Source organism: Streptomyces sp. NPDC090083 (assembly GCF_044747445.1).
GTDB lineage: Bacteria > Actinomycetota > Actinomycetes > Streptomycetales > Streptomycetaceae > Streptomyces.
Map to the genome: position 1 here is coordinate 60,852 of NZ_JBIVED010000016.1, position 13,997 is coordinate 74,848.

17 protein-coding genes are annotated in these 13,997 nt (G+C 68.1%); 3 read left to right on the forward strand and 14 right to left on the reverse strand.

Going from position 1 to position 13,997, the window contains the following annotated elements:
- Positions 1–47 precede the first annotated feature (47 nt).
- Complete coding sequence (gene coaA, locus ACIPTO_RS38690) at positions 48–1,016, forward strand: type I pantothenate kinase (protein WP_401200053.1); 969 nt, start codon at positions 48–50, stop codon at positions 1,014–1,016.
- 47 nt (positions 1,017–1,063) lie between these two features.
- Positions 1,064–2,005: a DUF389 domain-containing protein gene (locus tag ACIPTO_RS38695; protein ID WP_401199844.1), complete on the forward strand. Its 942-nt coding sequence runs from the start codon at positions 1,064–1,066 to the stop codon at positions 2,003–2,005.
- 31 nt (positions 2,006–2,036) lie between these two features.
- Here the strand turns inward: ACIPTO_RS38695 and glmM are convergent, their stop codons facing one another.
- The 3 genes from glmM to rplM form a co-directional block, all read right to left on the reverse strand.
- Positions 2,037–3,395 (reverse strand): phosphoglucosamine mutase, encoded by a 1,359-nt coding sequence (glmM, locus tag ACIPTO_RS38700; RefSeq protein WP_401199846.1) that lies wholly within the window; start codon positions 3,393–3,395, stop codon positions 2,037–2,039.
- 194 nt (positions 3,396–3,589) lie between these two features.
- Positions 3,590–4,117, reverse strand: a complete 528-nt coding sequence (rpsI, locus tag ACIPTO_RS38705; protein ID WP_366324891.1) for a 30S ribosomal protein S9 — start codon at positions 4,115–4,117, stop codon at positions 3,590–3,592.
- 44 nt (positions 4,118–4,161) lie between these two features.
- The gene (rplM, locus tag ACIPTO_RS38710) at positions 4,162–4,605 is read right to left on the reverse strand and encodes a 50S ribosomal protein L13 (RefSeq protein ID WP_366324889.1); all 444 of its coding nucleotides are present in this window, start codon (positions 4,603–4,605) and stop codon (positions 4,162–4,164) included.
- 345 nt (positions 4,606–4,950) lie between these two features.
- Between rplM and ACIPTO_RS38715 the strand changes: the two genes are divergently transcribed.
- Positions 4,951–5,832 (forward strand): hypothetical protein, encoded by an 882-nt coding sequence (locus ACIPTO_RS38715; protein ID WP_366324887.1) that lies wholly within the window; start codon positions 4,951–4,953, stop codon positions 5,830–5,832.
- 40 nt (positions 5,833–5,872) lie between these two features.
- Here ACIPTO_RS38715 and truA read toward each other — a convergent pair whose 3' ends face one another.
- From truA to rplO, 11 genes are all read right to left on the reverse strand, one after another.
- A complete protein-coding gene (gene truA / locus ACIPTO_RS38720) occupies positions 5,873–6,718 on the reverse strand; it encodes a tRNA pseudouridine(38-40) synthase TruA (RefSeq protein ID WP_401199849.1) in 846 nt (281 codons plus the stop codon).
- A 130-nt stretch (positions 6,719–6,848) separates the two neighbouring features.
- A complete protein-coding gene (gene rplQ / locus ACIPTO_RS38725) occupies positions 6,849–7,343 on the reverse strand; it encodes a 50S ribosomal protein L17 (protein ID WP_366324883.1) in 495 nt (164 codons plus the stop codon).
- Positions 7,344–7,506: 163 nt separating this feature from the next.
- Complete coding sequence (locus tag ACIPTO_RS38730; RefSeq protein ID WP_019055532.1) at positions 7,507–8,529, reverse strand: DNA-directed RNA polymerase subunit alpha; 1,023 nt, start codon at positions 8,527–8,529, stop codon at positions 7,507–7,509.
- 199 nt (positions 8,530–8,728) lie between these two features.
- Positions 8,729–9,133 carry a 30S ribosomal protein S11 gene (rpsK, locus tag ACIPTO_RS38735; protein WP_003956432.1) on the reverse strand — a complete coding sequence of 135 codons (405 nt, stop codon included), beginning with the start codon at positions 9,131–9,133 and terminating at the stop codon, positions 8,729–8,731.
- Between the two features lie 69 nt (positions 9,134–9,202).
- Positions 9,203–9,583 (reverse strand): 30S ribosomal protein S13, encoded by a 381-nt coding sequence (rpsM, locus tag ACIPTO_RS38740; protein WP_019055531.1) that lies wholly within the window; start codon positions 9,581–9,583, stop codon positions 9,203–9,205.
- 205 nt (positions 9,584–9,788) lie between these two features.
- Positions 9,789–9,902 (reverse strand): 50S ribosomal protein L36, encoded by a 114-nt coding sequence (gene rpmJ, locus ACIPTO_RS38745; protein ID WP_003998809.1) that lies wholly within the window; start codon positions 9,900–9,902, stop codon positions 9,789–9,791.
- A 59-nt stretch (positions 9,903–9,961) separates the two neighbouring features.
- Positions 9,962–10,183 carry a translation initiation factor IF-1 gene (gene infA, locus ACIPTO_RS38750; RefSeq protein WP_003948620.1) on the reverse strand — a complete coding sequence of 74 codons (222 nt, stop codon included), beginning with the start codon at positions 10,181–10,183 and terminating at the stop codon, positions 9,962–9,964.
- Positions 10,184–10,454: 271 nt separating this feature from the next.
- Positions 10,455–11,291, reverse strand: a complete 837-nt coding sequence (gene map, locus ACIPTO_RS38755) for a type I methionyl aminopeptidase (RefSeq protein ID WP_401199852.1) — start codon at positions 11,289–11,291, stop codon at positions 10,455–10,457.
- A gap of 103 nt (positions 11,292–11,394) precedes the next feature.
- Positions 11,395–12,060, reverse strand: coding sequence for an adenylate kinase (locus ACIPTO_RS38760; protein ID WP_366324878.1), 666 nt, complete (start codon positions 12,058–12,060; stop codon positions 11,395–11,397).
- Entirely contained in the window at positions 12,060–13,373 is a 1,314-nt protein-coding gene (secY, locus tag ACIPTO_RS38765; RefSeq protein WP_366324876.1) for a preprotein translocase subunit SecY, read from the reverse strand. The genes ACIPTO_RS38760 and secY overlap by 1 nt, the downstream gene beginning before the upstream one ends.
- Before the next feature lie 168 nt (positions 13,374–13,541).
- Positions 13,542–13,997, reverse strand: a complete 456-nt coding sequence (gene rplO / locus ACIPTO_RS38770; protein ID WP_352184890.1) for a 50S ribosomal protein L15 — start codon at positions 13,995–13,997, stop codon at positions 13,542–13,544.

The following is a 13,997-nucleotide window of genomic DNA, read 5'->3' on the forward strand; positions in this document are numbered from 1 at the left end:
GTTCAAACTCCGTTAACAATGGACAGGTGATCTCTCCGGTCTCCCCGATGCCCCGGAGCGCCCACCGGCACAAGCCGGAGGCGACTCCCTACGTCGACCTCACCCGAGCCGAGTGGAGCGCGCTGCGCGACAAGACGCCGCTGCCGCTCACCGCCGAGGAGGTCGAGAAGCTGCGCGGCCTCGGGGACGTCATCGACCTCGACGAGGTGCGGGACATCTACCTCCCGCTGTCCCGGCTCCTCAACCTCTACGTCGGCGCCACGGACGGCCTGAGGAACGCGCTGAACACCTTCCTGGGCGAGCAGGGCTCCCAGTCGGGCACCCCGTTCGTGATAGGGATCGCCGGTTCCGTGGCGGGCGGCAAGTCGACCGTGGCCCGCCTGCTCCAGGCCCTGCTGTCCCGCTGGCCCGAGCACCCGCGCGTGGAGCGGGTCACGACCGACGGCTTCCTGCTGCCGACCAGGGAACTCCAGGCCCGCGGCCTGATGTCGCGCAAGGGCTTCCCCGAGTCGTACGACCGCCGGGCGCTGACCCGGTTCGTCGCCGACATCAAGGCGGGCAAGGACGAGGTCACCGCCCCCGTCTACTCCCACCTGATCTACGACATCGTCCCCGGCGAGAAGCTCGTCGTGCGCCGGCCCGACATCCTGATCGTCGAGGGCCTGAACGTCCTGCAGCCCGCCCTGCCGGGCAGCGACGGCCGCACCCGGGTCGGTCTCGCCGACTACTTCGACTTCAGCGTGTACGTCGACGCGAACGCCGACGACGTCGAGGGCTGGTACCTCAACCGGTTCACACGGCTGCGCGAGACCGCCTTCCAGAACCCCGACTCGTACTTCCGCAAGTACACCCAGGTCTCCGAGGAGGAGGCCCTCGCCTACGCCCGGACACAGTGGCGGACCATCAACAAGCCCAACCTGGTGGAGAACATCGCGCCCACCCGGGGCCGCGCCACCCTGGTCCTGCGCAAGGGCCCGGACCACAAGGTCCAGCGGCTGCGGCTGCGCAAGCTGTAGCCCGGCCGTCCGGCCGAAGCCCGGCGGCGGCCTGATAGAAGAGCGTCATGCTTCATCTGCGCCTCATCACCCCCGCGGACCGGACCGACGACGTGGTCCGGCTGATCGAGTCGACGGTCGGCACCGCGCATCTCGTCGTCCTGACCGGCGCCGCCCGCGACCCCGCCGGCGATGTCGTCCTGTGCGATGTCGCCCGCGAGGCCGGAGACGAACTCATCGGCGCGCTCCGGGAGTTGGAGATCGACCGCACCGGCTCGATCGCCGTCGACGACATCGGCCTGTCCCTGTCGCAGCGGGCGGACCAGGCCGAGGAGGACGCGCCCGGCGAGGGCGCCGACGCCGTGCTGTGGGAACACCTCGTGGACGCCACGCACGAGGAGTCGACGCTCAACGTCACCTACGTCGCGTTCCTGACCGTCGCCACCATGCTCGCGGCCTGCGGTGTGATGCTCGACAACGCGATCCTGATCGTGGGCGCGATGGCCGTGGGACCGGAGTTCGGGCCGCTCGCCGGGATCTCCACGGCACTGGTGCGGAAGGCTCCGCGGCTGGTGTGGCGGTCGCTGTGGGCGCTGCTCGCCGGGTTCGCCGCGGCCATGGTGCTGACGGCGGGCTTCAGTTGGCTGCTGGACGCCCTCGGACTGTTCGAGAAGTCGATGGTGGAGGCGGCCCGGCCCAACACCGCCTTCATCTGGAAGCCCGACTGGATGTCCTTCGTCGTGGCCTTCCTGGCCGGCATCGCGGGCACCCTGTCCCTCACCTCGGCCAAGTCCGGCGCGCTGATCGGCGTCGCCATCTCGGTGACGACCGTCCCGGCCGCCGCGAACGCCGCCGTGGCCTTCAGCTACCGCGACTACTCCCAGACGTGGGGCTCCAGTTGGCAGCTCCTCGCCAACCTCGGCGGGATCGTCCTGGCGGGCACGCTCACCCTGCTCGCCCAGAAGGCGTTCTGGGCCTGGCAGCGCGAGCGCGCCCCGCGACTCACCTAGAGCCGGTCCGGCTGATCCGGACGGGCCCGACCTAGCCGAGCGCCGACTTCACCGCGTCGGCCAGCCGTCCCGCCACCGAGCGCGCCTGGTCGATGTCGGCAGCCTCCACCATCACGCGCACCAGCGGCTCGGTGCCGGACGGACGCAGCAACACCCGCCCCGTCGAGCCGAGTTCACGCTCCGCCTCGGCGACCGCGGCGGCCAGGTCCGCGGAGGTGCCGACCCGGGTCCGGTCCACGTCCGGCACGTTGATGAGCACCTGCGGCAGCCGCGTCATCACGGACGCGAGGTCCTTGAGGCTACGGCCGGTCTGCGCGACCCGGGCCGCCAGCATCAGGCCGGTCAGTGTGCCGTCGCCGGTGGTGGCGTGGTCCAGGATGATGACGTGGCCGGACTGCTCGCCGCCCAGCGCGTAGCCGTGCTCCTTCATCTCCTCCAGGACGTAGCGGTCACCGACGGCGGTCTGGACGAGCGTCAGACCCTCGCGCTCCATCGCCAGTTTGAAGCCCAGGTTCGACATGACGGTCGCGACGACGGTGTCGGAGCGCAGTGCGGAACGCTCCCGCATCGCCAGCGCGATCACGGCCATGATCTGGTCCCCGTCGACCTCTTCGCCGGTGTGGTCCACGGCCAGGCAGCGGTCGGCGTCACCGTCGTGCGCGATGCCGAAGTCCGCGCCGTGCTCGACGACGGCGGCCTTGAGGAGACCCAGATGGGTCGAGCCGCAACCGTCGTTGATGTTGAGCCCGTCCGGGTCCGCGCCGATCGTGACGACCTCGGCACCGGCCCGCGAGAACGCCTCCGGGGAGACCCGGGCGGCGGCGCCGTGCGCCTCGTCGAGGACGATCTTCAGGCCGTCGAGCCGGTTCGGGAGCACGCCGATGAGATGGGCGACGTACTGGTCGAAGCCTTCACCGTAGTGCCGGACCCGGCCCACGCCCGCGCCGGTCGGGCGGTCCCAGGGGGCGCCGGTGCGGTGCTCGTCGTAGACCTTCTCGATCCGGTCCTCCAGCTCGTCGTCGAGCTTGTGCCCGCCGCGGGCGAGGAACTTCAGTCCGTTGTCGGGCATGGCGTTGTGGCTCGCGGAGAGCATCACACCGAGGTCGGCGCCCAGCACACCGGTGAGATACGCCACCGCGGGGGTGGGCAGCACACCGACGAGCAGTACGTCCACTCCCGAGCTGGCGAGGCCCGCGACCACGGCGGCCTCCAGGAACTCCCCGGACGCGCGCGGATCCCGCCCGACCACGGCCGTCGCCCGATGGCCGGCGAAGGTGCCCGCCTCGGCGAGTACGTGCGCCGCGGCGACGGAGAGGCCGAGCGCCATCTCGGCCGTCAGATCCGCGTTGGCGACACCGCGCACGCCGTCCGTGCCGAAGAGTCGTCCCACTTGTCCTCCTGAGGAAGGCGAAAATCCTGCAAGGCGAAAGTCCTGCGTTCCAGGCATAGGATGCCTGTTCATCCGATCACACAAGCCTTTGAGCGTCTTGTGCCGTTATACGCCCCGCGCTGTGATAAACGAACGCCCCGGTGGCACGACTGGCGTGCCGCCGGGGCGTTCGGAGTACAGACAGCCGGCGCGATTTAGCGCTTGCTGTACTGCGGAGCCTTGCGGGCCTTCTTGAGACCGGCCTTCTTGCGCTCGACCGCACGGTCGTCGCGACGGAGGTAACCGGCCTTCTTGAGGGCGCCGCGGTTGTTGTCCACGTCGGCCTCGTTCAGCGCGCGGGCCACGCCGAGGCGCAGGGCACCGGCCTGACCGGAGACGCCGCCACCCGAGATGCGGGCGATGACGTCGTAGCGGCCGTCCAGCTCAAGCACCTTGAAGGGCTCGTTGACTTCCTGCTGGTGGACCTTGTTCGGGAAGTAGTCCTCGAGCGTGCGCCCGTTGACCTTCCACTTGCCGGTGCCGGGCACGATGCGGACGCGCGCGATGGCGTTCTTGCGACGGCCCAGGCCGGCGGCCGGCTGCGGGTCGCCGAAGCGGCCGGCGAGCGACTCCGACGTGTACTCACCCTCGACGGGGACGTCGGACTCGGTGGTGTAGCTCTCGATGTCGACGAGCTCGGTCTCGGTGTCTTCGACCGGCTGCTCAACGGTGGTCTCGGCCACGGTTCTCCTCAGATTCTTTTCTGTCTTAGGGGGTGTGGCCGGAACTACTGCGCGACCTGGGTGATCTCGAACGGCACCGGCTGCTGCGCAGCGTGCGGGTGCTGCTCGCCCGAGTAGACCTTCAGCTTGCTGAGCATCTGACGGCCCAGGGTGTTCTTGGGGATCATGCCCTTGATGGCCTTCTCGACGGCCTTCTCGGGGTTCTTCGCCAGCAGCTCGTCGTAACGGACGGAGCGCAGACCACCCGGGTAACCGGAGTGGCGGTACGCCAGCTTCTGGGTCTTCTTGTTGCCGGACAGGTGAACCTTGTCGGCGTTGATGATGATGACGAAGTCGCCCATGTCCATGTGCGGGGCATAGGTCGGCTTGTGCTTGCCGCGGAGGAGGTTCGCAGCAGTGGTGGCCAGACGGCCGAGGACGATGTCCTGGGCGTCGATGACGTGCCACTGGCGAGTCACATCGCCGGGCTTGGGGCTGTACGTACGCACTTCGCAGCCTTCTTCTTCAGTGGATGGGTGCTGAAATTGGCATCACTGAAGCGATCGTGCAGCTGGGGACGACACTGCCGGGTCCAGCGCCCGTATGCCGCCCACTGGTAACTGCTCCAGGGAACCTACGTAAGGGCCTCTCGTCCCAGAGGGACCAAGCCGATACGCATAACAAACCGTAAGAGTACCCGCGCCGCCCCGGACGGGTCAAAACGCGGAGGACCGACCCCCGCCCACAGCGGACGGCGACCACGGAACCACTTACCGTGACATCCCCAACGTCAGTCGCCACAGGCCTCATTGAGGCGCACCGGTATCGGCGTCGCCCCGTCTAGGATGCGACCCATGAGCTTCGGACAGGGGGGACCCCAGTCCCAGTGGGATCCCTGGAAACCCAATTCGCAGCAGCCGTGGGGCGGCAACGTCGACGAGCAGACCCCTGACTGGGCAGCGCTCGCCGAGGCGTCGGAGACGCGCAACAGACGCAAGCGCCTGCTGTTCATAGGCGGCGGCGCGCTCGCGACGGTGGCCGTCGGCACGGCCGTGGCCATGGCCGTCGTCTCGGCGAACGGCGACGACAGCGCGTCCGGCAAACCCACGAACCTGCCCGCGAGCGCGTCCCTGCCCACCGGCACCGACGCCACCTCGCCGTCCTTCGCCCCGACCAGCGCGCCGCCGCCGCTGGACCCGAAGGAGTTCATCTCCAGCAAGGCCAAGGACACGGCACCGCTCAGCCCGACGACCCTGTTCCCGGGCACCCAGCTGACGGTCGCCTCGACCGTGTACAAGAAGGGCCCGACGGCCGACAGCACGAACTGCGCCTCGGTCTCCGCCGGCACCCTCCCCAAGGTCCTCACCGCGAACGGCTGCACCCGCCTCATGCGGGTCACCTACCTCAAGGACGACATCGCGGTCACGGTCGGCGTCGCCCTCTTCGACACCGAGGCACAGGCCACGAAGGTCAAGAGCCAGGCGGACACCAAGAGCGTCGTCAAGTCCCTCTCGGGCAAGGGCGTCAAGCCGTTCTGCGACGGCGCCATCTGCCGCACCACGACCAACTCCTACGGCCGCTACGCCTACTTCACGATCGCCGGCTTCGACAGCGGCAAGGACGTGACGGCGAAGGACACCGCGGTCTTCGCGATCGGCGACGACCTCGGCAAGTTCGCCTTCGACCAGATCCACGCCCGCGGCGAGACCCAGGCCTCGGCGGCGGCCGCGCAGTGACGAGCGGGGCGCCGACGCACGTCGGCGCCCGGCCGGCCCCTCAGTGCAGGACACCCCGCACCCGCCGGGCCAGCAACTGCCGCTCCGCGAGCCCCTCGTCCGCCGGATAGGCGACCTCCTCCAAGGTCAGCCCGAGCGGCCGTACGACATGCACGGCGCTGTCCCGCACCCCCGCGTCCAGCACCCTCCGCGGCCACTCGGCGCCCCGGTGACCGTCGCCGACGAACAGCAACGCGCCGACCATGGACCGGACCTGGTTGTGGCAGAAGGCGTCGGCACGCACCTCGATCTCGATGACGCCGTCCGACCGCCGCAGCACCCCGAAGTCGAAGATCTCCCGCACGGTCGACGCGCCCTCGCGCTTCTTCGCGTAGGCGGCGAAGTCGTGCTCCCCGACCAGGGACTTGGCGGCGGCGTCCATCACGTCGACGTCCAACTCCCAGTCGTGCCACAGCACATGGTTCCGCAGCAACGGATCCACACCCCCCGGCCGGTCCCCCACCCGGTAGACGTAACGCCGCCACAGAGCCGCGAACCGCGCGTTGAAGCCCTCGGCGGCCTCCGTGACGCGCCACACCCGCACATCCTTGGGCAGCCGCCCCGCGAGCCGCTTCAGCAGCTTCTCCCGGTGCTCCTCCCACACCTCCCCCGGCAGATCGACATGCGCCACCTGCCCCCGGGCGTGCACCCCGGCATCGGTCCGCCCGGCCACGGTGAGGTCGTACGCCACCTCCCCCGACCGCGTCACCGTCCGCAGCGCCTCCTCGACCTCGCCCTGCACGGTCCGCCGCCCCCCGGCCTGCCGGGCCCACCCGGAGAACCCGGTCCCGTCGTAGGAGAGATCGAGCCGGACGCGGACGTAACCAGGCTGAACTTCGTCACTCACCCCTGGATCCTTTCAGGTACACAAAAGCGGGCCCGCCCCTGGAAAGGAGCGGACCCGCCACACGCCCTGCTTCCAGGGACGCGGGGAACTGCGCGACCGGCCACGACGGACCGGCAGCCGAAGAACAGCCTTACGCGTCCTTGGCCTCTTCGTCGGCCTCGACCGGCTTCGCGTCCTCGACGACCTCGGCCGGAGCCGCAGCCTCGGCGTCCTTCGCGGCACGCTTCGTCGCCGCCTCGGCCTCACCCGTCGCCGCCTGCGCGACGGTCAGCGCCTCGACGAGCTCGATGACAGCCATGGGCGCGTTGTCGCCACGGCGGTTACCGATCTTGGTGATGCGGGTGTAGCCACCGGGACGGTTCTCGTAGCGCGGGCCGATCTCGGTGAAGAGCGTGTGGACGACGCTCTTGTCCGTGATCACCTGAAGCACCTGACGGCGGTTGTGAAGGTCGCCCTTCTTGCCCTTGGTGATCAGACGCTCGGCGTACGGCCGCAGCTTGCGGGCCTTCGCCTCGGTGGTGGTGATGCGGCCGTGCTCGAAGAGCGACTTCGCGAGGTTCGCGAGGAGGAGCTTCTCGTGCGCGGCGCTGCCGCCCAGACGGGCACCCTTGGTGGGCTTCGGCATGGTGTTTCTCCTAGGTGTCTGCCCCGGCCGTATCAGGTACCGAGGTCAGTGTCCGAGCGGGCGATTGCCCGTCGGAGATCCGGACCAGCCCCGTAGGGGCGAGTCCGGAGGGGGCGCGGGGAACTGCGCGACCAGCCACAGTCCTCCCCCACCCGAAAACCGATCAGTACTGCTCGGTCTCCACAAAACCGGCGTCCACGTCGTCGTCCGCGCCGAACGCGTCCGCCGCAGCCGTCGGGTCGAATCCGGGCGGGCTGTCCTTCAGGGCCAGGCCCATGCCGGCCAGCTTCGCCTTGACCTCGTCGATGGACTTCGCGCCGAAGTTGCGGATGTCCAGGAGGTCGGCCTCGGAACGCGCCACGAGCTCACCCACGGAGTGGATGCCCTCGCGCTTGAGGCAGTTGTAGGAGCGGACCGTGAGCTCCAGCTCCTCGATCGGCAGGGCGAGGTCGGCGGCGAGGGCGGCGTCCGTCGGGGACGGGCCCATGTCGATGCCCTCGGCGTCGATGTTCAGCTCGCGGGCGAGACCGAACAGCTCCACCAGGGTCTTGCCGGCCGACGCCATGGCGTCACGCGGACGCATGGCCTGCTTCGTCTCGACGTCGACGATCAGCTTGTCGAAGTCGGTCCGCTGCTCGACACGCGTGGCCTCGACCTTGTACGTGACCTTCAGCACCGGGCTGTAGATGGAGTCGACAGGAATCCGGCCGATCTCCTGGCCCACCTGCTTGTTCTGCACGGCGGAGACGTAACCGCGGCCACGCTCGACCGTGAGCTCCATCTCCAGCTTGCCCTTGCCGTTCAGCGTGGCGAGGACGAGGTCCGGGTTGTGCACCTCGACACCGGCCGGGGGCGCGATGTCGGCGGCGGTGACCAGACCCGGGCCCTGCTTGCGCAGGTACATCACGACCGGCTCGTCGTGCTCCGAGGAGACGACCAGCTGCTTGATGTTGAGGATCAGGTCGGTGACGTCCTCCTTGACGCCCGGCACGGTGGTGAACTCGTGCAGGACACCGTCGATGCGGATGGACGTGACCGCCGCACCCGGGATCGAGGAGAGGAGCGTACGACGCAGGGAGTTGCCGAGGGTGTAGCCGAATCCCGGCTCCAGCGGCTCGATGACGAACCGGGAGCGGAACTCGTCGACGACCTCTTCGGTCAACGACGGGCGCTGAGCAATCAGCATGAGGTGATTCCTTCAGTCATGGACACCCACTATTTGATGTCCTTGCCACGGGCGGTAGCCCGATGTTGTTACAGCTGCAAGGGTACGGGCGATACGTCTCCGAAGAGCCGTACCGCCCGAAAGCCCGGAACTACCGGCCGTGCGTCAGACGCGGCGGCGCGGAACACCCCCGCAGTCGCGGGGAAGGCGCCGCCCCGGATCAGACGCGGCGGCGCTTCGGCGGACGGCAGCCGTTGTGCGGGGTGGGGGTGACGTCCTGGATGGAGCCGACCTCGAGGCCAGTGGCCTGGAGGGAGCGGATCGCGGTCTCGCGACCGGAGCCCGGGCCCTTCACGAAGACGTCGACCTTGCGCATGCCGTGCTCCTGCGCGCGACGGGCGGCCGACTCGGCGGCCATCTGCGCGGCGAAGGGGGTGGACTTGCGCGAGCCCTTGAAGCCGACGTGGCCGGCGGAGGCCCAGGAGATCACGTTGCCCGAGGGGTCCGTGATCGAGACGATCGTGTTGTTGAACGTGCTCTTGATGTGCGCGTGGCCGTGAGCGACGTTCTTCTTTTCCTTGCGGCGCACCTTCTTGGCAGCGCCCTGACGACCCTTGGGGGGCATCTATTACTCCTACGGGGAGGTGGTCGGTCCTACAGCGAAGACCGCTGGTGAAGCGTTGTCCGCTGCGGACTACTTCTTGCCGGGCTTCTTCTTGCCGGCGATGGCGCGACGCGGACCCTTGCGGGTACGAGCGTTCGTGCTGGTGCGCTGACCGCGGACGGGCAGACCACGACGGTGACGGAGACCCTGGTAGCAGCCGATCTCCACCTTGCGGCGGATGTCGGCCTGGATCTCGCGACGGAGGTCACCCTCGGTCTTGATGTTGGCGTCGACGTACTCACGAATCGCGACGAGCTGCTCTTCCGAGAGGTCGCGAACGCGGGTGTTGGGGTCGATGCCGGTCTCGGCCAGCGTCAGCTGGGAAAGGGTCCGACCAATGCCGAACACGTAGGTGAGGGCGACCTCCACACGCTTTTCGCGCGGGATGTCGACACCGGAAACGCGTGCCATTCAATGGCTCCAGTTGATCTTCGGAGGTCTTCCGCAGAACCGGATCCCAGCCGCCGGCCTCTTCCGCGGAAGATTTGGTACGACGTGGGTCCCCAGCCTCCGAGCCGGGGGTGTCGAGCGCCTACTACGCCCGGGTCCTGCGTATGAACATGTACTGCTCGCGTCGCGCGAAACTCTGCGATGAATGCAGAGGGATGGTCGTGCGTCAGCCCTGGCGCTGCTTGTGGCGCGGGTTCTCGCAGATGACCATGACCCGACCGTGACGGCGGATCACCCTGCACTTGTCGCAGATCTTCTTGACGCTCGGCTTGACCTTCATTGGTGAGGTTCTCCGGGTCAGTTGCCTTCGGTACCGCTCGCGCGGAACCTGGGCAAGATCTACTTGTAGCGGTAGACGATCCGGCCACGCGTCAGGTCGTACGGAGACAGCTCCACCACGACCCGGTCGTCAGGGAGGATGCGGATGTAGTGCATGCGCATCTTGCCGCTGATGTGTGCCAGGACCTGGTGGCCGTTCTGGAGCTCCACCTTGAACATGGCGTTCGGAAGAGACTCGACGACAGTGCCTTCGATCTCGATGGCACCTTGCTTCTTGGCCACGCTTCGCCCTTCGAATCGACTACCTTGATCGACTCGGTGCGTCCCCTTCACGGGGTGCATGCGGACATGCGGGTGCACGAGAGCCGACGAGTCAGTCTACGTCAGGCCACTCGGAAAGACGAATCGAGGAAGGATGCCCCGGGACGGAGATCCTTAAGCGCGCGGGGCTGCGGGGCGCCCTCGCGGAGGGCGCCCCCCAAGGGAAAGGGGCGCGGGGAACCAGGCGCGGGGAACCGGGCGACCGGCCCCCGCCGGCGGTCAGCCGGACACCCTACGCCAGCGGATCCGGCGCGGCCGTGATCCCGAACTCGGCCAGCTTCGCCTTGCCCCCGTCGGGAGACGTCAGCACGAGCGGCCCGTCCTCGGTCAGGGCGACCGAGTGCTCCCAGTGCGAGGACCAGGTCCCGTCGGTCGTGATGACCGTCCAGTCGTCGGAGAGCACCTCGGTCTTGGGGGTGCCCAGGGACACCATCGGCTCGATGGCGAGGCAGAAGCCCGGCACCAGCTTCGGCCCCTTGCCCCGCCGCTTCTCCACGTAGTTCAGCAGGTGCGGGTCCATGTGCATCTCCGTACCGATGCCGTGACCGCCGTAGTCCTCGACGATCCCGTACTTCCCGCCGCCCGGCTTCGGCTGGCGGCGGATGTACGTCTCGATGGCGCGGGAGATGTCGACGAGCCGGTTGCCCAGCTTCATGGCCGCGATCCCGGCCCACATCGACCCCTCGGTCACCCGGGACAGCTCGACGAGTTCCGGGGCGTGGCCGGAGCCGACGAACGCGGTGTACGCCGCGTCCCCGTGCCAGCCGTCGATGATCGCGCCGCAGTCGATGGAGATGATGTCGCCGTCCTTCAGGACGACGTCCTCGGAGGGGATGCCGTGCACGACGACCTCGTTCACCGAGGTGCAGATCGTCGCGGGGAAGCCGCCGTAGCCGAGGAAGTTCGGCTTCGCGTTGTGGTCCGCGAGGACCTTGCGGGCGACCTCGTCCAGGTCCTTCGTGCTCGCTCCGGGTACGGCCGCCTCACGCGTGGCCGCGTGGATCGCGGCGACGACCAGCCCCGCCTCGCGCATCTTGGAGATCTGCTCGGGGGTCTTGATCTGCACCATGGGGGCCTGCGCTCTCCGTCTTCCGCGTCCTACCGGTGATGTACCTGTACAACAGTACGGCCGCGGCACCCCTGCGGGCACCGCGGCCGGATCTGCCTGACGACTACTTGTCGTCCTCGTCCTCGCGCTTCAGCGCGTCGAGCGCCCGCTGCGTGACCTCGTCCACCGGGCCGAGCGCGGAGATCGTGACCACCAGGCCCTGGGCCTTGTAGTAGTCGATGATCGGCTCGGTCTGCGTGTGGTAGACCTCCAGGCGCGTACGGACCGTGCCCTCGGAGTCGTCGTCGCGCTGGTACAGCTCGCCGCCGCAGACGTCACAGACGCCGTCCTGCTGCGGGGGGCTGTACGTCACGTGGAAGACATGGCTGGAGTCCTTGCGGCAGATGCGGCGGCCGGCGATGCGCCGGACCACCTCGTCCTCCGGGACCTCCAGGTCCAGGACCGCGTCCAGCTTGATGCCCTCGGTCTTCAGCAGTTCGTCCAGCGCCTCGGCCTGCGACACGTTGCGCGGGAAGCCGTCCAGCAGGAAGCCGTTGACCGCGTCCGGCTGCTCCATGCGGTCCTTGGCCATCGCGATGGTGACCTCGTCCGGGACCAGGTTGCCCGCGTCCATGTAGGACTTCGCCAGTTTGCCGAGTTCCGTGGCCTGACTGATGTTGGCACGGAAGAGGTCGCCCGTGGAGATGTGCGGGATGTGCAGCGTCTTGGCGAGGCGCACAGCCTGCGTACCCTTACCGGCACCCGGCGGCCCGACGAGGACGATTCGCATCAGCGGAGGAACCCTTCGTAATTGCGCTGCTGGAGCTGGCTCTCGATCTGCTTCACCGTCTCCAGACCGACACCCACGATGATCAGGATGCTGGTGCCACCGAACGGGAAGTTCTGGCTTGCCCCGAAGCCAACCAACGCCATCGTCGGTACGAGAGCGATCAGACCCAGGTACAGCGAACCCGGCCAGGTGATCCGGTTGAGTACGTAGCTCAGGTACTCAGCGGTCGGTCGGCCAGCCCGGATGCCCGGGATGAAGCCACCATACTTCTTCATGTTGTCCGCTACTTCCTCGGGGTTGAACGAGATCGCCACGTAGAAGAACGCGAAGAAAACGATCAGGAGGAAGTACGCGGTGATGTAGATCGGGTGGTCACCCTTGGTCAGGTTCTGCGTCACCCAGGTCTTCCAGGCGGCGTCGCCGCTGGAGAACTGCGCGACCAGAGCCGGGATGTAGAGCAGCGACGACGCGAAGATGACCGGGATCACACCGGCCTGGTTGACCTTCAGCGGGATGTAGGTCGACGTACCGCCGTAGGAACGGCGGCCGATCATGCGCTTCGCGTACTGCACGGGGATGCGGCGCTGGGCCTGTTCGACGAAGACCACCAGGCCGACCATCACCAGGCCGACGAGGATGACGGTGCCGAACTCGATCCAGCCGTCGGCCAGCGTGCCCTGCTTCTTGATGGTCCACAGCGCGGAGGGGAAGGTGGCCGCGATCGAGATGAACATCAGGATCGACATGCCGTTGCCGATGCCGCGGTCGGTGATGAGCTCGCCGAGCCACATCACGACGCCGGTGCCGGCGGTCATGGTGACGACCATGGTGATGGTCGTGAAGATGGCGCGGTCCGGGACGATGCTCGTCGCGACCGTGCAGCCGGAGAAGAGGGCGCCGCTGCGGGCGGTGGCCACCAGGCCGGTGCCCTGCAGGATGGCGAGCGCCACGGTCAGATAGCGCGTGTACTGGGTGATCTTCGCCGTACCGGCCTGGCCCTCCTTCTTGAGGGCTTCCAGACGCGGGATCACGACGGTCAGCAGCTGCAGAATGATGCTGGCCGTGATGTACGGCATGATGCCGAGCGCGAAGACCGTGATCTGCAGCAGCGCACCGCCGGAGAACATGTTGACCAGACCGAAGAGGCCCTGGTTGCCGGAGGCCTCGGTCACACACTGCTGTACGGCCGTGTAGTTGACGCCGGGGATCGGAACGTGGGTACCGACCCGGTAGACCACGATGATGCCGAGCGTGAAGAGCAGCTTCTTGCGCAGGTCGGGCGTCCTGAACGCCCGGGCGAACGCGGTGAGCACGGTGCCTCCTGCGACCCCCGCGCGCGTGCGTCAAGGGTGACGGTCTTGAGGTTCGACGAATAAGAACAGTGCAGGCCACCTTACCGGCGACACTGCCCCCGTGGAACGACCAACCGGGGATACCCCGTTATGGGGTATCCCCGGTCGGGATCGCTCATGTCATCGCGCTCAGACGAGCTCGGTGACGGTACCGCCGGCGGCGGTGATCTTCTCCTTGGCGGAACCGGAGACGGCGTCCACCGTCACCTGCAGCGCCACGGAGATCTCGCCCTGGCCGAGCACCTTGACGAGGCTGTTCTTGCGAACGGCACCCTTGGCGACGAGACCCTCGACGGTGACCTCGCCACCCTCCGGGTACAGCGCGCCCAGCTTGTCGAGGTTGACGACCTGGAACTCGGTCTTGAACGGGTTACGGAAACCCTTCAGCTTCGGGAGACGCATGTGGAGGGGCATCTGGCCACCCTCGAAGCGCTCCGGAACCTGGTAACGGGCCTTCGTGCCCTTGGTACCACGACCGGCCGTCTTACCCTTCGACGCCTCACCACGACCCACACGGGTCTTGGCGGTCTTGGCGCCCGGGGCGGGACGGAGGTTGTGGATCTTGAGCGGGTTATTGTCCGCCAT